At 45.9% G+C, this 17,163-nt stretch carries 14 protein-coding genes; 5 read left to right on the forward strand and 9 right to left on the reverse strand.

Annotated elements, in window-relative coordinates; all coding sequences use genetic code 11:
* Positions 1–104: 104 nt before the first annotated feature.
* The 9 genes from R7P72_RS17250 to R7P72_RS17290 all read right to left on the reverse strand — a co-directional run bounded on the left by R7P72_RS17250 (position 105) and on the right by R7P72_RS17290 (position 11,765).
* Positions 105–1,436, reverse strand: a complete 1,332-nt coding sequence (locus R7P72_RS17250; protein ID WP_053304404.1) for a trypsin-like serine protease — start codon at positions 1,434–1,436, stop codon at positions 105–107.
* A 191-nt stretch (positions 1,437–1,627) separates the two neighbouring features.
* A complete protein-coding gene (locus R7P72_RS17255) occupies positions 1,628–2,107 on the reverse strand; it encodes a GNAT family N-acetyltransferase (RefSeq protein WP_005377290.1) in 480 nt (159 codons plus the stop codon).
* A 189-nt stretch (positions 2,108–2,296) separates the two neighbouring features.
* Positions 2,297–4,174: a propionyl-CoA synthetase gene (locus R7P72_RS17260; protein WP_053307036.1), complete on the reverse strand. Its 1,878-nt coding sequence runs from the start codon at positions 4,172–4,174 to the stop codon at positions 2,297–2,299.
* A 77-nt stretch (positions 4,175–4,251) separates the two neighbouring features.
* Complete coding sequence (prpF, locus tag R7P72_RS17265; RefSeq protein WP_047102685.1) at positions 4,252–5,448, reverse strand: 2-methylaconitate cis-trans isomerase PrpF; 1,197 nt, start codon at positions 5,446–5,448, stop codon at positions 4,252–4,254.
* Positions 5,449–5,457: 9 nt separating this feature from the next.
* Positions 5,458–8,049, reverse strand: a complete 2,592-nt coding sequence (acnD, locus tag R7P72_RS17270; protein WP_047102686.1) for a Fe/S-dependent 2-methylisocitrate dehydratase AcnD — start codon at positions 8,047–8,049, stop codon at positions 5,458–5,460.
* A gap of 156 nt (positions 8,050–8,205) precedes the next feature.
* On the reverse strand, positions 8,206–9,348 hold the full coding sequence (gene prpC / locus R7P72_RS17275; protein WP_005377283.1) for a 2-methylcitrate synthase: 1,143 nt from the start codon (positions 9,346–9,348) through the stop codon (positions 8,206–8,208).
* A gap of 131 nt (positions 9,349–9,479) precedes the next feature.
* Positions 9,480–10,376 (reverse strand): methylisocitrate lyase, encoded by an 897-nt coding sequence (gene prpB / locus R7P72_RS17280; protein ID WP_005388185.1) that lies wholly within the window; start codon positions 10,374–10,376, stop codon positions 9,480–9,482.
* A 12-nt stretch (positions 10,377–10,388) separates the two neighbouring features.
* Positions 10,389–11,102 (reverse strand): GntR family transcriptional regulator, encoded by a 714-nt coding sequence (locus tag R7P72_RS17285; protein ID WP_285437660.1) that lies wholly within the window; start codon positions 11,100–11,102, stop codon positions 10,389–10,391.
* A 264-nt stretch (positions 11,103–11,366) separates the two neighbouring features.
* Positions 11,367–11,765 carry a GFA family protein gene (locus R7P72_RS17290; RefSeq protein WP_017633774.1) on the reverse strand — a complete coding sequence of 133 codons (399 nt, stop codon included), beginning with the start codon at positions 11,763–11,765 and terminating at the stop codon, positions 11,367–11,369.
* Between the two features lie 266 nt (positions 11,766–12,031).
* On the opposite strand from R7P72_RS17290, the gene R7P72_RS17295 reads away from it, so the two are divergent.
* The 5 genes from R7P72_RS17295 (at position 12,032) to R7P72_RS17315 (ending at position 16,929) form a co-directional block, all read left to right on the forward strand.
* Positions 12,032–13,003, forward strand: a complete 972-nt coding sequence (locus tag R7P72_RS17295) for a tripartite tricarboxylate transporter substrate binding protein (protein WP_005388181.1) — start codon at positions 12,032–12,034, stop codon at positions 13,001–13,003.
* Positions 13,004–13,241: 238 nt separating this feature from the next.
* Positions 13,242–13,736, forward strand: coding sequence for a tripartite tricarboxylate transporter TctB family protein (locus R7P72_RS17300; RefSeq protein WP_005388179.1), 495 nt, complete (start codon positions 13,242–13,244; stop codon positions 13,734–13,736).
* A 19-nt stretch (positions 13,737–13,755) separates the two neighbouring features.
* Entirely contained in the window at positions 13,756–15,282 is a 1,527-nt protein-coding gene (locus R7P72_RS17305; protein WP_005388177.1) for a tripartite tricarboxylate transporter permease, read from the forward strand.
* Positions 15,283–15,561: 279 nt separating this feature from the next.
* Positions 15,562–16,077 (forward strand): adenylate kinase, encoded by a 516-nt coding sequence (locus R7P72_RS17310; protein ID WP_047102687.1) that lies wholly within the window; start codon positions 15,562–15,564, stop codon positions 16,075–16,077.
* A gap of 81 nt (positions 16,078–16,158) precedes the next feature.
* A complete protein-coding gene (locus tag R7P72_RS17315; protein ID WP_047102688.1) occupies positions 16,159–16,929 on the forward strand; it encodes a sulfite exporter TauE/SafE family protein in 771 nt (256 codons plus the stop codon).
* The last annotated feature ends 234 nt before the right edge of the window (positions 16,930–17,163 follow it).

Consider the following 17,163-nt stretch of genomic DNA (forward strand, 5'->3'; position numbering starts at 1 on the left):
ATTCGCAAACAATAAACCCCAGTTATGATAACTATGTACTGATCGTTGAAACCAAGAATGAATCTTATCTCATGGTCAACGAATCAAATTCACTGGCCCGATCGTTAGTTAGACGTGCAATTCTCATCGCCTACTTTTTGCCAAACCCCCCAAGGCCCTGAGTCTGCTGGGTTATCACCTTGAGTCCACCACTGCGCTTGCCAAACTTTACCATTCCAAGTGACCGTATCTCCTTTGAGATACACTAAGCTGGCTTGCCATACAGTTGTACAGCTATCTGTGGGAGGCGTTGTCACCGTTTTCGCTTGAGCAGATACTAACGCTTGGTATTGTGTGCTGGTCTTATCAACGTTGAAGTTCAAAGCCACTCTTGCTTCTCCGCTCTGAGTAGCACCAAATTCAACATCAACACGACAACTTGCATTCATTGCTAACGTCGCCTGAGAGCACTGATCATTGGCAATAACAGCTGCATCAGTAACACCCGAAGCAAACGCGCGAACATTTTCCACAGTGAACGTGGTGTTCCCTGAATTCTGGATAACAAAGCTATGTTGCTGTAACTCCCCAACATTAAATGATGCCAGTGTCTGTTCGGTGGTGTATCCAACAGAAACATTTTCTTTTGGTGGTGTTGCTGTTCCGATAACACCATCGACAAAATTGCGCATAGCAGCGATATCGCTATAAACCCCATACATACCAGGACGAGCACAACCTATTCCCCAACTGACCACACCAAGTTGAGTAATTACACCACTGCGATTAATGACGATTGGACCACCACTATCTCCCTGACAAGAATCTATCCCACCTTGAGGAATACCCGCACAGAATGACACTTCTCCAACCGTTGTGTAGTTGCCACCGGCTTGACGGCAAGTCATATCCGACACAAGTGGGACGTCAACCTCTTGCAATCGAGACGGAGAGCTTCCTCCTTCAGAAGTTCGCCCTAAGCCAGCAACACTAAGCCAATCTCCGATGCTCGCGTATTGCGTTAGACTGCCATTCGCAATCTCAACTGAAGAAACACCTTGAGGCACAGAGTCGAGCTTCAATACCGCGAGGTCATGAGAAAGCGTCGCGCGGCGATATGCCGGGTGCATATGGATCTCACTGACGTTTGCACGAACACCGTCACTACCGTTATAAACAACGCCACCGATTTTAACCGCTATCTGATTCGGAGAATCACCCTCAACACAATGCGCAGCAGTCAGGACGTAACCATTCCCGATATAACTGGCCCCACAATATGATCGGTTACCATAACGACTAACAATTTGGGTGTAGAATTTCCAGTCACGTGGGTCGGCAGTTACTCCGCCTACGATCTGGGGTTGGATAGTATGATTTTGCGTCCGTGACAAATCATCAGCACTTGCGAACATTGGCAAAACGGCTAAAGCAAGTAACGATTTTATTAGTTTCAAAATATTGTCCTCTTGTTTTTGTAAGCACGATCCTCGTGCTACTAATAAACAAGCAGACAAAAACGCCGATACCAATGTGGGTGCATATCAATTTGTTAACATTGCGAGCAACTTATAGAGAAAAGTCTATTGACGAACTGAATGATTTCAATTCGATAGAACCTAAATCACAATATTAAAGTTAAATACGATTATTCGTTCAGCGGTTTTCTTAAATAGTGGATATGATGTGCAAATCCTTGTTTTTCATACAAAGATATTGCGCCCTGGTTAAAATGCCATACTTCAACAAACATCTGTTTTGCACCGTAATCAGAGAACGTTGACTCAATTTTATTAATCAATGCCTGCGCCGTACCTTGTTTTCGATATTCAGGCAGCACATAGAGCTCATCCACACTTCCCATCATAACTGGCTGGCTGACGGTAGAAATAAGTTCACAGAAGTGACCAGAGATAAAGCCAATAATTTCATCTCCTTGTTTTGCTACGTAAACAAGGCACTCAGGGTCATCAATATATCGAGCAATGCTTTTTTCTTGTTCTATCTCCTCTGCCGTTTTGAAAAGCTCAGGAGATTGAAGATGATGCTCATCATGAAGCTCGAACATAAGATCGTTGAGCAACTCTAGGTCGCTAAAACACGCAGGTTTAATCGCAAACGTGGTCATACAAAGGGTCACTAAAAATGGAATGGCTGTAGTTTGTGAGGAAAACGTCGTATTGGCAAGTCACAAATGCTTTCACGATACGTTTGTACTGTTTGAACAACAAAAAGGCCCCTGCACTTAATAAACGTACAGAGGCAGAACCAACCAACAGAGTTCGAGGATCAGGGGTTAGTTAGAATTGAGTTTTTCTCAGCGTCGTAGCACTCGCTCAATTTCGTTCAAGCTACTTGGGTCATCAATCGTTGACGGAACGGTGTATTTTTCACCATCAGCTATTTGACGTATAGTTCGACGCAAAATTTTACCTGAACGTGTTTTCGGTAAACGGTCTACAACCAACGCATGCTTGAAGCAAGCAACTGCACCTATCTCACTACGCACTTTGCCCACAAGCTCACCTTCAAGGTCTAGCTCATCCACTTTTACACCGTCTTTTAGTACCACAAAGCCAAGTGGAAGCTGACCTTTTAGATCATCGTGGATACCAACCACCGCACATTCTGCAATCGCTGGGTGGCCTCCTACTATTTCTTCCATTTCACCTGTCGACAATCGGTGTCCCGCGACATTAATCACGTCATCAATACGTCCCATAATAAACAGGTAACCGTCTTCATCCAGATAGCCACCATCACCTGACACGTAGTAGCCTGGGAATTGGCTAAGATAACCAGTTTCAAAACGGTCATGATTACGCCAAACCGTTGGCAGACAGCTTGGTGGTAGCGGACGTTTTAATGCGACAAAGCCTTGTAGGTTAGGCCCGACAGCCTCTCCAAGTTCATTCAGAATCTCGACCTGATAACCCGGAATGGGCTTCGTCGAAGAACCAGCTTTAACTGGCATCATTTCGACACCTGTCGGGTTGCCCGCGATGGCCCAGCCCGTCTCGGTTTGCCACCAGTGGTCAATAACGGGCTTGTCCGCTTTGCTCTGAACCCACTCCAGTGTCGGAGGGTCAAGGCGTTCTCCCGCCATAAAGATGGTTTTCAGATTCGACAAGTCGTACCGTTTTAAGTGCTCGCCTTCCGGGTCCTCTTTCTTAATCGCACGAAACGCCGTTGGTGCAGAGAACAACGCATCTACTTTATATTCATCACACACTCGCCAAAATGCCCCAGGATCCGGTGTTCGAACAGGCTTGCCTTCGAATAGGATGGTAGTGCAACCGTGAATCAGTGGAGCGTAAACAATGTAAGAGTGCCCTACTACCCAGCCCACATCAGATGCCGCCCAAAAGACGCCATCTTGAGGAATGTTATAGATTGCGCTCATGGAGTACTTCATCGCGACAGCATGGCCACCGTTATCACGCACAACGCCTTTCGGCTTACCTGTCGTACCCGATGTATAAAGTATGTAGAGCGGATCGGTTGCTAACACCGGAACACAACCATGTGGCAGCGCTTGGTTGTACTCTCGCTGCCAATCTAAGTCTCTATCTTGGTTTAGCTCAGCGTCGCACTCTGGACGTTGGAAAACAAACACTTTCTCAGGCTTCCAACGGCTGTCCATAATGGCTTTGTCTACCATTGGTTTGTATGGAATGACTTTATTGATCTCAATCCCGCACGACGCCGTCATGATCACTTTCGGCTCTGCATCTTCAATTCGTACAGCAAGCTCATTAGGAGCAAAACCGCCGAATACTACGGAATGAATCGCCCCCAAACGCGCGCAGGCAAGCATCGCCATTGCGGCTTCTGGGATCATCGGCATATAAATAACGACTCGGTCGCCTTTTTCAACACCTTGAGCAGACAGCATGCCAGCAATTTTTGCTACTTGGTCACGTAGGTCGCTATAGGTGTACGTGGCTTTACGACCTGTCACTGGCGAGTCATAAATGAGTGCAGTATTATCACCGCGTCCTTGCTCGCAATGGTAATCTAATGCTAACCAGCACGTATTCATTACACCATCTGGAAACCAACGTTCTATGCCGTTTTCATCAGATTTCAAGATAGTTTTAGGAGATTCGAACCAATCGATATTCTCCGCTTGAGCGCGCCAAAAACTCTCCGGTTCATTCTTCGCCCATAAGTATTCTTTTTCGTATGAAGACATATTGCTTCCTCCAGTATGTCCTGACATTGCTCTCGTTCTACTCAAAGATCGCTCTTTTAATCCAAAGATCGTCTCTTTTAATCGAAGACATAGAAGGGTACACGCACAAATCCCTCCATCAGTATTCTCGCACTTCGGCTCATAATGGCTTTTTGCACCACCCAGCCCTGCTCAGTTTGCTTCGCTTGTGCCCCAACTTTTAACGTTCCTGACGGGTGACCAAAAGTCACGGACTCTTTTTCACCGCCACCAGCTGCTAAATTCACTAACGTTCCGGGCACACACGCAGCAGAAGCGATAGCAACGGCTGCTGTTCCCATCATTGCATGATGAAGTTTGCCCATCGACAGCGCGCGAACGAGCACATCAATATCCGACTCGTTAACGGCTTTACCACTTGAAGACAGGTAACTTTTCGGTTTAGAAACAAACGCTATTTTCGGCGTATGTTGGCGTGTTTGAGCTTCTTCTAAATCAGAAATCAGGCCCATTTTTAACGCGCCATATGCACGGATGGATTCGAACATCGCTAATGCTGTGTCATCGTTGTTGATATCGTCTTGCAGCTCGGTGCCCTGATATCCTATCGATTCAGCATCAATAAAAATGGTTGGTATGCCCGCGTTAATAAAGGTCGCGTTGAACGTACCCACATCCGGCACCACCAAATCATCAACTAAGTTGCCCGTTGGGAACATACTTCCTTCGCCATCGGAAGGATCAACAAAATCCACTTGAATCTCTGCCGCTGGAAACGTGACACCATCGAGTTCAAACTCTCCGGTTTCTTGGACGAAACCATTGACGATTGGCACGTGAATCAAGATGGTTTTGCTGATGTTCACCTGCCAAACACGCACCGTCACAATGCCATTTTCTGGAATGCGGTCTTGTGGGATCAGACCAGCATGAATGGCGAAAGGACCGACAGCGGCAGACAAGTTGCCGCAGTTACCGCTCCAATCGACGAATGGTTTGTCGATCGACACTTGGCCAAATAAGTAGTCAACATCGTGATCGGCTCTGCTGCTGCGCGAAACAATCACTGTTTTACTGGTGCTTGACGTCGCGCCCCCCATGCCATCAATTTGCTTCGAGTAAGGATCCGGGCTGCCGATAACTCGCAACAACAGTTTGTCACGCGCTGCACCTGCGACTTGTGCCTCTGGTGGCAAATCTTCAAGGCTGAAAAAAACACCTTTACTTGTGCCGCCACGCATGTACGTCGCAGGCACTTTGATTTGGCTCATTTTGCTAGGAGTACTGTTTTCCATAATTACTCCCTATTGCGCCAGGAAATCTTGAGCAAAGCGTTGTAAAACACCACCTGCGTTATACACATGCACTTCGTCAGCGGTATCTAAGCGACAGGTGACCGGAACATCGACTTTCTCACCGTTGCTACGTGTAATAACCAAGGCTAAATCTGCACCCGGCTTGATTTCACCAACCACGTCATACAGTTCAGTACCATCCAGTTCTAATGTATTGCGATTAACACCCGGCTTAAATTGCAGTGGTAACACGCCCATGCCAACCAAGTTAGTTCGGTGAATACGCTCAAAGCCTTCTGCAACGATTGCTTCTACACCAGCCAATCGAACGCCTTTTGCTGCCCAGTCACGAGATGAACCCTGACCGTAATCCGCGCCAGCCACCACGATCAGTGGCTGTTTACGATTCATGTAGGTTTCAATCGCTTCCCACATGCGTACAACCTGCCCTTCTGGCTCTACACGCGCCAGAGATCCCTGCACGACTTCGCCGTTTTCCTTCACCATTTCATTGAACAACTTTGGATTAGCGAAGGTCGCGCGTTGCGCCGTTAAGTGGTCACCACGGTGAGTCGCGTAAGAGTTGAAATCTTCTTCTGGCACACCCATTTTCGCTAAGTATTCACCTGCTGCGCTGCTTCCAAGAATCGCGTTGGATGGTGATAAGTGATCAGTGGTGATGTTGTCGCCCAGAATCGCCAATGGACGCATACCAGACAATGTTCTTTCTCCCGCTAGCGCACCTTCCCAGTACGGTGGTCGGCGGATATAGGTACTCATCGGACGCCAGTCGTACAGCGGGTTGGGATTTTGCTCTTGATCATTCAGCTTAAACATCTGAATGTAAACTTGCTTAAACTGCTCAGGTTTAACATGAGTACCGACAACTGCATCGATCTCTTCATCGCTTGGCCACAAATCATTTAAGTAAATTGGTTTGCCGTTTTGGTCCGTGCCAAGCGCATCGCGCTCGATATCAAAACGAATGGTACCGGCTAGCGCATAAGCGACAACCAATGGTGGTGAAGCCAAGAAAGCTTGTTTGGCGTACGGATGGATTCGACCATCAAAGTTACGGTTACCAGAAAGCACCGCTGTCGCATATAAATCACGGTCCATGATCTCTTGTTGGATTTTTGGATCCAGCGCACCACTCATACCGTTACAAGTTGTACATGCGTAACCAACAATGCCAAAGCCAAGCTTCTCTAGCTCTGGTAACAAGCCCGCTTCTTCCAGATACAAGCGTGCAACTTTAGAACCCGGAGCAAAAGACGATTTCACCCAAGGTTTACGTACAAGACCAAGTTCGTTGGCTTTCTTCGCGACAAGGCCAGCAGCAACCACGTTTCTTGGGTTACTGGTATTCGTACATGAGGTAATAGCAGCGATGATCACTGCACCATCTGGCAACTCGCCTTCTTTCTCTTCCCACGCTCCAGAAATGCCGCGCTGTGCCAACTCAGAAGTTGGTAAACGACGATGAGGGTTTGACGGACCAGCCAAGTTACGGCTAACTGATGATAAATCGAACTCAAGTACGCGCTCGTAAACTGCGCTATCAAGATCGTCTGCCCAAAGACCGGTTTGTTTTGCGTAATTTTCTACTAAAGCAACTTGTTCTTCATCTCGACCAGTTAGTTTCAAGTAATTGATGGTCTGCTCATCAATATAAAACATGCCAGCTGTTGCGCCGTATTCTGGTGTCATGTTTGAAATCGTTGCGCGGTCTCCGATCGTTAGATCACGTGCGCCTTCTCCGAAGAATTCAAGATATGAAGATACCACACGCTCATTACGCAGAAACTCAGTAATCGCGAGGACAATATCCGTTGCGGTAATGCCCGGTTGACGTTTACCCGTCAGTTTGACACCGACAATATCTGGTAGACGCATCATTGATGGTCGGCCAAGCATGACGGTTTCTGCTTCCAGACCACCGACACCTATCGCAATAACACCAAGAGCGTCTACGTGAGGCGTGTGACTGTCCGTACCCACACAGGTGTCTGGGTAGGCAATGCCCTGCTTTGCTTGTACCACAGGAGACATTTTTTCCAAGTTGATTTGGTGCATGATGCCATTCCCAGCTGGAATCACGCTGACGTTTTCAAACGCTGTTTTACACCACTCAATAAAGTGGAATCGGTCTTCATTACGGCGCTCTTCAATCGCGCGGTTTTTGTCGAAGGCATCAGGGTCAAAGCCCGCATGTTCAACCGCTAAAGAGTGGTCAACGATCAATTGTGTCTCAACCACTGGGTTCACTTTTGCAGGATCACCGCCCTGATCTGAAATGGCATCGCGCAGACCCGCTAAATCGACTAGAGCGGTCTGACCAAGAATGTCATGACAAACAACGCGTGCTGGATACCAAGGAAAATCAAGATCGCGTTTGCGTTCAATTAACTGTTTCAGGCTATCTGTCAATGTGTTCGGGTCACAGCGGCGGACCAGTTGCTCAGCTAGCACGCGAGAGGTATAAGGGAGTGTTTCATAGGCTCCAGGAGAAATGGCATTGACGGCTTCGCGTGCATCAAAATAATCCAGTTGAGTTCCCGGAAGCGGCTTACGATATTGAGTATTAATATTTGTGTTCATGGTTTGCTTCCATTCAGTCTTTACATCTTGCCTTCATCAAGGTTTTCCATTGCTCCAGAAACACAGTGATGAGAGGATCTCCTTCCTCTGTTAGAGAGAATGACAAAGGAAGGAGGTGGTCAACCAAAGCATATAATGCCCTCGTTGACCTTCGCGCTAGCGATTCTCGATAGGCACCCATTCTTGATGATCTGGGCCCGTATAATCGGCACTTGGGCGAATAATACGGTTATTGGCACGCTGTTCATAAACGTGTGCAGCCCAGCCCGTTAAACGACTCATCACAAAGATTGGGGTAAATAGTTTGGTTGGAATGTCCATGAAGTGGTAAGCCGATGCATGGAAGAAGTCCGCATTACAGAACAGACCTTTCTCTCGCTTCATCACTGATTCAACACGCTCAGAAACCGCATATAGATGAGTATCACCAACTTGTTTCGATAGCTCTTTGGACCATCGTTTTATTAAGGCGTTGCGAGGGTCACTTTCACGATAAATCGCATGACCGAAGCCCATGATCTTGTCTTTATTGGCTAGCATTTTCATGATGTTCGCTTCCGCCTCGTCGGGCGTTTGCCAATCTTCAATCATTTCCATCGCCGCTTCGTTCGCACCGCCGTGAAGTGGTCCACGAAGCGTACCGATTGCTGCCGTGATACAAGAATGGATGTCTGACAACGTTGATGCACAAACGCGTGCTGCGAATGTAGAAGCATTAAACTCATGTTCAGCATAAAGAATGAGCGAGCAATGCATCACTTGTTTGTGCAGCGCAGATGGCGCTTTGTCTGTAAGTAATCGCAAAAAGTAACCACCGATGCAATCTTCAGTCTGATCCTCGGTGTTGATACGCACGCCATCATGACTAAAGCGGTACCAGTAACAGATGATGGCAGGGAACAAGGCGAGCATACGTTCGGTTGCTTTCAGTTGCTCCTCGAAGCTCATTTCCTGCTCTAGGTTACCCAATACAGAACAACCCGTGCGCATTACGTCCATTGGGTGTGCGCTTGCAGGAATTAACTCTAAAGCTTGTTTTAGCTCGGCTGGCAAACCTCTAAGGCTGAGTAGGTGTGTCTTGTATGCATCGAGTTCTTGTTGATTCGGCAAGTGACCGCGTAACAGAAGGTGAGCCACTTCTTCAAACTGTGCGTTGTTCGCAAGATCAGTAATATCGTATCCACGATAAGTTAGACCAGTTCCCGTTTTTCCGACAGTACATAAAGCTGTGCTTCCTGCGCTTTGACCACGAAGGCCTGCGCCACCTAATTCTGCTTTCTTTTCTGCAGTTTGAGACATTGTTTGAACTCCTTTTCTGTCTGACTTTTCCCTCTCTGGGGTGTTTTTAGCCAAACGAATTTCACGTTATTAGATGAGATAAATTCCGATTATCTTTTTCTTGGGCTTCCGTTTATTTTTGCTTTTCCCCGCTATTTCCCTTCAGAGAATAACTGGTCAAGTTTGTCTTCGTAGTCGTGGTAATTCAGGTGCTGATACAACTCTTTACGTGTTTGCATCGAATCAACCAGTGCTTCCTGATTACCCACTTCTAGCAAATGTTTGTAGACCGTTTCAGCAGCTTTGTTCATAGCACGGAACGCACTTAATGGATAAAGCACCATGTCCACTTTTGCTTTCGCTAGCTCATCGCAGCCATACAGCGGTGTCGCGCCAAATTCTGTAATATTCGCCAGAATAGGAACGTGCTTTCCGGTCGCTTGCTCAAGCGCATTTGAAAACTGAAGGTACTGGTCCAGCTTGTTCATCGCTTCGGGGAAGATCATGTCTGCGCCAGCTTCCACACACGCAATCGCACGCTCAATTGCGCTGTCCATGCCTTCAACAGCTAACGCGTCAGTACGAGCCATAATCACGAAACTTTCATCATTGCGTGCATCAACCGCGGCTTTTACACGATCAACCATCTCTTGCTGGCTGACTATTGCTTTGTTCGGACGATGACCACAACGTTTCTGTGCGACTTGGTCTTCCATGTGCACCGCTGCCGCGCCCGCTTTTTCCATCGCTTTGATCGTACGAGCAATGTTAAATGCACCGCCAAAGCCCGTGTCGATATCAACCAAAAGAGGCAAATCACATGCGTTAGTAATACGGTCAACATCAACCAAAACGTCATTTAATGTTGTGATACCGAGATCCGGCAATCCGTATGACGCATTTGCGATACCGCCACCAGACAAGTAAATCGCTTGGTGACCCAAGTTTTTTGCCATCATGGCGCAATACGGGTTTATAGTGCCGACAATTTGTAGTGGATTATTTTGTTCAATGGCGAGTCTGAATTTCGCTCCCGGTGTTAAGCTCATGACGAATTCCTTCTAGTCTTTGTCTAAACTTTCTGTATGTATAATTTGAGATTGGATGAGCTTTCGACTTCCTGATATGTGTCTTCTCATCAACATTTCTGCAAGCTCTTCATCGCGATTGCGAATGGCTTCCAAAATGAATTTGTGTTCGGTGAGCGCCTCATTCGGGCGAGATTGTGCACGTGGCGACTGGTAACGATACATCCGTAATAAGTGATAGAGTTCATCACACAGCAGAGATATTAACTTACTGTTTCTGCTCGCTTGGATGATGCGATAGTGAAAATCAAAGTCACCATGTTGATGGAAGTAAGGCGCGCCTTCCATTTGGTCTATATGCTTGGAGTGTGTCGACAATAGCATTTCCAAGCTTAAGAGCTCTTCTTGCGTAATGTGTCGCGCAGCTAACCTTGCCGCCATGCCTTCCAATGCTTCTCGAACGGCATAAAGTTCTATCAGCTTTTCCGGAGAAAAAGTGGTCACTCTAGCCCCAACATGAGGAATTCGCTCGATGAGCCCTAGCCCCTCTAAGCGCATCAATGCTTCACGCAAAGGCCCACGACTGACCTGATATTTCTTTGCTAGCTCAGGCTCTGATATCTTATGGCCAGGCTTCACATCGCCATTAACAATGACTTCAATCAGTGTTTCGGTCAGCGTTTCGGATTTGGTGTGTTCTTTCTCAGAACCCAGCACTTTATAACGAGCTTTCAACTCAGAGTTCATATTCAGATACTCTTGTTACCGACATCGAAATGTCTACAATTTCTTAACCTGAATATAAAGTAGTCGATCAAAGTGTCGACAATCAAGTAAATTGTCGACAATTTAGACTAAGGTCGTAATTTAAATGGGCCTAAAATGCCTATTAAGTGCCGTTTTTAGCAGGAATAAAGAATGGGGAACTCATATTGTCGACAACTTATAAACTTTTAAGCTTATGATCTAAAAACTAAAAGCTCAGCTGTCGAACAATAATCGGATAAAAAACTATTCTTTAGGTACAAATTGATCAAAGACTTGTTGCGAAGTCATCTTTTGTGAAGCGGAATTGAGGTCATAATAAGCTGGCTTTTCATCGGTAAAAATCTCTAAAGTGAGTTTGAAATCTGGGTTATCGAACAAACCAGCGGAAAGAATGTACTCACCTGTCGGCAACAAATGGTAGAAAAGGTTTGTCCCACACTCACCGCAAAACCCCCTCACACCCCAGTCTGACGACTGATAACGTTTAGGTTCGCCACCTTTAAACGTCACGTTAGGCCCACAATGCACCGCATGAAGTGCGCCACTCGACCATTTTCGACACATAGAGCAATGGCACAGGCTAACCTCATTTTTAACCTCAGCGATGACTTCAATTGCGCCGCACAAACACGTCCCTTTCATTCTCTTTTCCTCGTTCATTTTCCGTCATTTTATTATGGCCTACCAAAGCGTAAAGCCGCGTGACCTAACACCAACTTCTCGCCGTGAACTTTATGAACAAAATAACCGAAATGCTCAATATTCTCTTTATATCTCTTTTACAGACAGATATTTAACACTTAATTAACCTTTACACCAAGTTCAGCTTTAACGCTTACAAGGCATGACAACTGAGCAAAAACAATAAGGCTCAACTAAATAGAGTCGCTAACATAAGGAACGTGAACATGTTAAAGGTACTCAAACCAACGCTCGCAGCTTCAATCATCGCAGCTTCATTTTCATTCAACGCTCTTGCTGCAGATATTGAAAAAATGCACTTTCTTATCCCTGGAGGTGCCGGTGGCGGTTGGGACATGACCGCCCGAGGTACTGGTGATGTATTAATAAAATCAGACATCGTCGAAACCGTATCATTTCAAAACCTATCTGGTGGTGGCGGTGGCAAAGCAATCGCACATTTGATTGAAACGGCTGATCGTCAAGAAGATACACTCATGGTGAACTCAACACCGATCGTCGTTCGCTCGCTCAGTGGGATCTTCCCACAATCTTTCCGCGACTTGACTCCTGTTGCCGCAACGGTTGCCGATTATGGCGCCATTGTTACATCAGCCGATTCTCCTTATAGCTCTTGGGAAGATGTCGTTAAAGCTTTTAAAGAAAACCCACGTAAGGTGAAGGTTGCTGGTGGCTCTGCTCGTGGTTCTATGGATCATTTGGTTATAGCAGCAGCTTTCAAAGGTGAAGGTTTTGATGCGCGTAAAGTTCGTTACATTGCCTATGATGCAGGTGGAAAAGCCATGGCAGCCCTACTTTCAGGCGAAACACAACTGCTCTCTACAGGGCTAGGTGAAGTACTCGAAATGTCTAAGTCTGGGCAAGTGAAAGTGTTAGCGATTACAGCACCAAAACGTTTAGAAGCTGCGCCTAACATTCCAACTCTCACCGAATATGGTAATGAAACTGTCTTTGCTAACTGGCGTGGATTCTTTGCAGCACCAGGCACAAGCCAAGAAAAGCTAGATGAATGGAATGCCGCATTTACTAAAATGTATAACACCGACGAATGGCAAGTCGTTCGAGACCGCAATGGTTGGATCGACAACTATAAAGCGGATAAAGCATTCTTCGCGTTTCTTGAAGATCAAGAGCAACAGATGGGTGACTTAATGCGCGAGTTAGGCTTCCTGAAGTAACAATCGAATTGGGGTCCCTCAGATACCAACCTCAATGAATAACGTAGGTTGGTATTTCCCCATTGTATTTGCACTCTAAGTTTCACCGCATATGGACATTGTCGACAATCGACATGCACACTCCTTTGTTTATATACCCAAAGCGGCTCGACTAGCAGCGAAATGCTTAATTGTTAATGGTTTAGTTTATTCATTGACGTCCATATGCGGTCTTTTTTACTTTTGTTAGGAGTTGAATATGCCTCGTTCAACCAACTTTTTCACCAAAGAGTATTTGCTCTGTCGTGACCGCGTCGGCGCAATGATCTTTCTACTTTTCTGTCTTTGCTACGGTTATCAAACCTCACAAATTCCATTGTTTCCAGGTGATGAGTATGAACCATTCACCGCACGTACTCTGCCAACCATCCTGACTTACGTTGGTGTCGGCCTTTCTTTGCTATTGCTGGTGACAGGACAACCAGATAAACAAAGTGGCGCAGTGCTGACCTTCAATTGGAAGTTACTGATTGCCTTTTTAATTTTAATGGCACTCTACGGCGTGGGCCTGACTTATCTAGGTTTTGTGATAGCTACTGGCTTCTTTTTATTGGCTGGCTTTTATCTGCTCGGGGAAAGACGTAAACCCGTTCTGTTTGGCGCGTCGTTTCCATTCGTGATCGCGTTCTACTTATTACTCACTCAAGGTTTGGACATCTATCTCGAACCGGGTTTGATTTTCACCATCTGGTAGTCAAAGAAAGGACTGAAATATGTTAGATGGAATTCTACAAGGTTTATCCACCGCAGTAATGCCAATGAACATTATGATGGTGATCGTGGGCTGCTTCGTCGGTACATTTATCGGCATGTTACCTGGACTTGGGCCGATCTCAGCCATTGCTTTGATGATCCCAATTACTTATGGCCTAGAGCCCTCCTCTGGCCTTATTTTAATGGCGGGTGTTTATTACGGTGCGGTATTTGGTGGTTCTACATCGTCGATTTTGATCAACGCGCCGGGTTGTTCTTCAACCGTGGTGACAGCATTCGACGGCTACCCAATGGCCCAAAAAGGCCAAGCAGGTAAAGCATTAGCTTTGGCAGCTTATTCATCTTTCACTGGCGGAACGTTATCTGCCATTATGTTGCTTGTTGCCGCACCAGCATTGGCTAGCGTCTCCCTTAGCTTCCAATCGTCGGACTATTTTGCGTTGATGCTACTTGGGTTATCAGCAGTCGCGGCTTTTGCGGGGAAAGGTCAGGTAATCAAAGCGTGGATGATGACCATTCTTGGTTTGATGCTATCTACAGTTGGAATCGATAAAGGCGTAGGCGTTGAACGCTTTACCTTCGGTTTAACGGATTTAATGGATGGCTTTAGCTTCTTGTTGCTTGCAATGGCGACATTCGCACTGGGTGAAACATTGATGGGCATTCTTAAACCATCAAAAGACACCAGCGATGAAGAACAAGAAAAGCTGAGCAACATTGGCTCAATGAAAGTGACCAAGGAAGAAATCAAAGATGTTGCGCCTGTTTCAATTCGCTCTTCAATATTAGGTTTCTTCACTGGCGTTCTTCCTGGCGCAGGGGCAACTATTGCTGCTTTTTTAAGCTATGGTATGGAGCGCAACCTCGCACCTAAAGAGAAAAAGGATGAGTTCGGTAAAGGCAGTATCCGTGGCTTGGTTGCGCCAGAGTCAGCAAACAACGCAGCGTCTAGTGGTTCATTTGTTCCACTGCTAACGCTTGGTATTCCGGGTTCTGGTACAACAGCAATAATGCTCGGCGCTCTGATCGCTTATGGTATTCAACCTGGCCCTCGCCTGTTTGTTGAACACCCAGATGTGTTCTGGTCAGTGATCATTTCCATGTACTTCGGCAACATCGTACTTGTGATCCTGAACTTACCGTTGATTCCGTATATTTCAAAGCTTTTGGCGGTTCCAAGAACGGTGCTTCTACCGATGATTTTATTCTTCTCAATCACCGGGGTTTATTTGGTCTCCTTTAACACTATGGATGTGTTCGTGATGCTGATTGTTGCTATGGCTGCCATTGCACTTCGGCTCGCTAACTTCCCGCTCGCACCTTTATTGCTGGGCTTCATCCTTGGAGGATTAATGGAAGAGAACTTACGCCGCGCATTAATGATTTCAGATGGAGAACTGAGTTTCCTATGGGAGCGTCCTATTACCCTTACCTTTACTGTTTTAGCTGTATTGGTATTGGCAAGTCCACTAATCGTAAAGCTGATTCAAAAGTTTAAAGCACAGCCAGTCAGCGTTGAGCAGTAATCGCTGTCTCTTTCAACCTAGATAAAGCCATCCATCGTGATGGCTTTATCTTCCGCCCTCCAAATCGTTCGCTTATTGTGCAGATGGTATTGACAAATCACTGTCGTTATATGAAGGTGATTGTATGAACACACACTTAGCGCAACTTAACCAACGAATTATCATCATTCCATAGGAATGGTGGGATTTTTTGATGCGCTCAGTATTTATCGAACCCACCCATAGCGGTGGGTTTTCTGTCTCTACCGTATGGGAAAAGCTCTCTTGGAGGCGGTCACTATGCAAAAAATAGCAGTTTTTGGTAAACCCGGTAGTGGAAAATCGACGGTAAGTAAAGTAATCTCGTCGGCTACCGGTCTTCCTCTTCATCAATTAGATTCAATAGTATATAAACCAAACGGTGATCCCGTTGAGCGTAGCGTTTTTGATGAAGCCCATAGCAATATACTAAGCTCAGATCGTTGGATTATAGATGGCCTTGGACCGATCAGCTCTTTCAACGCTCGTTTAGATGCAGCCGATACTCTCATTTATATTGATCTACCATACTCAGTAAGCTATTGGTTTGTGACGAAACGTCTCCTTAAAGGACTATTCATTAAACCTGAAGGTTGGCCTGATGGTAGTTCGGTACTGAAAGGAACGTTACAAAGCTACAAAGTTCTTCAGCAATGCCCCGCATTCTGGAATGATGACTTTATGTCTCGCCTCGAAGGGTACTCTCAAAGTAAAGCCGTTCATGTCATCAAAAACGTTACAGAACTGAACAATTTTGTTTTAGAGCGGGTAAAGTAAACCTCATATCAGAACATTAGAGCATGTAGGTTAGATCATCTGAAGCTCTAACAATAAAAAAGAACATAACAAGGATTGTTTATGCTTTTAGAACTCTCACTTTTATTCATTGCTGGCGTAATTGGTGGGATCATTAACTCCATAGCGGGAGGCGGAAGCTTTATTACTTTTCCGGCTCTATTGGCAGTTGGTGTTCCTCCTATTATGGCTAACGCAACAAACACATATGCTTCATGTGCGGGTTACATTAGTGGAGCCGTCGGGTTCAGAGAAGAGATCATGAAGAACAAGCATGAACTGCTGTTCACAGTCTCATTCAGTTTAGTCGGCGGCGCTGTCGGAGCATATCTGTTGCTCAACACGCCAGAATCGCTATTTATGGAAGCCATCCCTTGGTTACTCTTATTTGCCACCGTGCTTTTTCTCACCGGTTCTCGTTTAACAATGCTAATCAAAACTGTCGCGAAAGAGCACAAACATGCTGGCATACTCGGAGCAATCGCGTTGGGTTTACTACTTGTTGGTGTCTCTGCTTACGGTGGTTTTTTCAACGCAGGTTTAGGGGTTATTGTTCTGAGCTATCTGGTAGTAGCTGGCCACCAAGACATTAATTTAATGAACGGTTTGAAACTGCTCGTATCTACGTGTGTTTCACTCATTGCTATCGTGATTTTTGTTGCCAATGGCTCCATTGACTGGCACACAGGTAGTGTTGTTTTGGTCGGTACGTTGGTAGGTGGGTATCTTGCAGCTCGTGTATCTCGTCAACTGAATCCCAATCATGTTAAAGGGTTTGTTGCTCTTTCTTCTATTCTCATCACTATCTACTTTTTCATTGATGTTTATGTTTAAGCAAAACTTGTACAAGTGGATAACACTCCTACAAAAACACCAGCGCGAAAGATTAATGCAGATAGCTTAACGATTTTTTGTGTCACTCCAGCGAGGTTAGGAATCTAATAGCACTACACTGAGCGGCTAATGAAACCATTTTGATCACAAAGTGCTCGGATGGAAGATCCTGTATCACGCTCCTTCGTCGCTGTACAGGATGACGAGAGATAGAAATATGCCACTCGCAGTTAA

Origin of the sequence: Vibrio sp. Vb0888, assembly GCF_033338835.1 — a bacterium.
Lineage (GTDB): Bacteria > Pseudomonadota > Gammaproteobacteria > Enterobacterales > Vibrionaceae > Vibrio > Vibrio alginolyticus.

Coding starts and splice junctions, on each gene's coding strand:
- R7P72_RS17305 (WP_005388177.1), top strand. CDS start 13,756: ATGTTAGATGGAATTCTACAAGGTTTATCCACCGCAGTAATGCCAATG.
- R7P72_RS17290 (WP_017633774.1), bottom strand. CDS start 11,765: ATGAAAGGGACGTGTTTGTGCGGCGCAATTGAAGTCATCGCTGAGGTT.
- R7P72_RS17285 (WP_285437660.1), bottom strand. CDS start 11,102: ATGAACTCTGAGTTGAAAGCTCGTTATAAAGTGCTGGGTTCTGAGAAA.
- prpF (WP_047102685.1), bottom strand. CDS start 5,448: ATGGAAAACAGTACTCCTAGCAAAATGAGCCAAATCAAAGTGCCTGCG.
- acnD (WP_047102686.1), bottom strand. CDS start 8,049: ATGAACACAAATATTAATACTCAATATCGTAAGCCGCTTCCGGGAACT.
- R7P72_RS17260 (WP_053307036.1), bottom strand. CDS start 4,174: ATGTCTTCATACGAAAAAGAATACTTATGGGCGAAGAATGAACCGGAG.
- R7P72_RS17300 (WP_005388179.1), top strand. CDS start 13,242: ATGCCTCGTTCAACCAACTTTTTCACCAAAGAGTATTTGCTCTGTCGT.
- R7P72_RS17295 (WP_005388181.1), top strand. CDS start 12,032: ATGTTAAAGGTACTCAAACCAACGCTCGCAGCTTCAATCATCGCAGCT.
- prpB (WP_005388185.1), bottom strand. CDS start 10,376: ATGAGCTTAACACCGGGAGCGAAATTCAGACTCGCCATTGAACAAAAT.
- R7P72_RS17255 (WP_005377290.1), bottom strand. CDS start 2,107: ATGACCACGTTTGCGATTAAACCTGCGTGTTTTAGCGACCTAGAGTTG.
- R7P72_RS17315 (WP_047102688.1), top strand. CDS start 16,159: ATGCTTTTAGAACTCTCACTTTTATTCATTGCTGGCGTAATTGGTGGG.
- R7P72_RS17310 (WP_047102687.1), top strand. CDS start 15,562: ATGCAAAAAATAGCAGTTTTTGGTAAACCCGGTAGTGGAAAATCGACG.
- prpC (WP_005377283.1), bottom strand. CDS start 9,348: ATGTCTCAAACTGCAGAAAAGAAAGCAGAATTAGGTGGCGCAGGCCTT.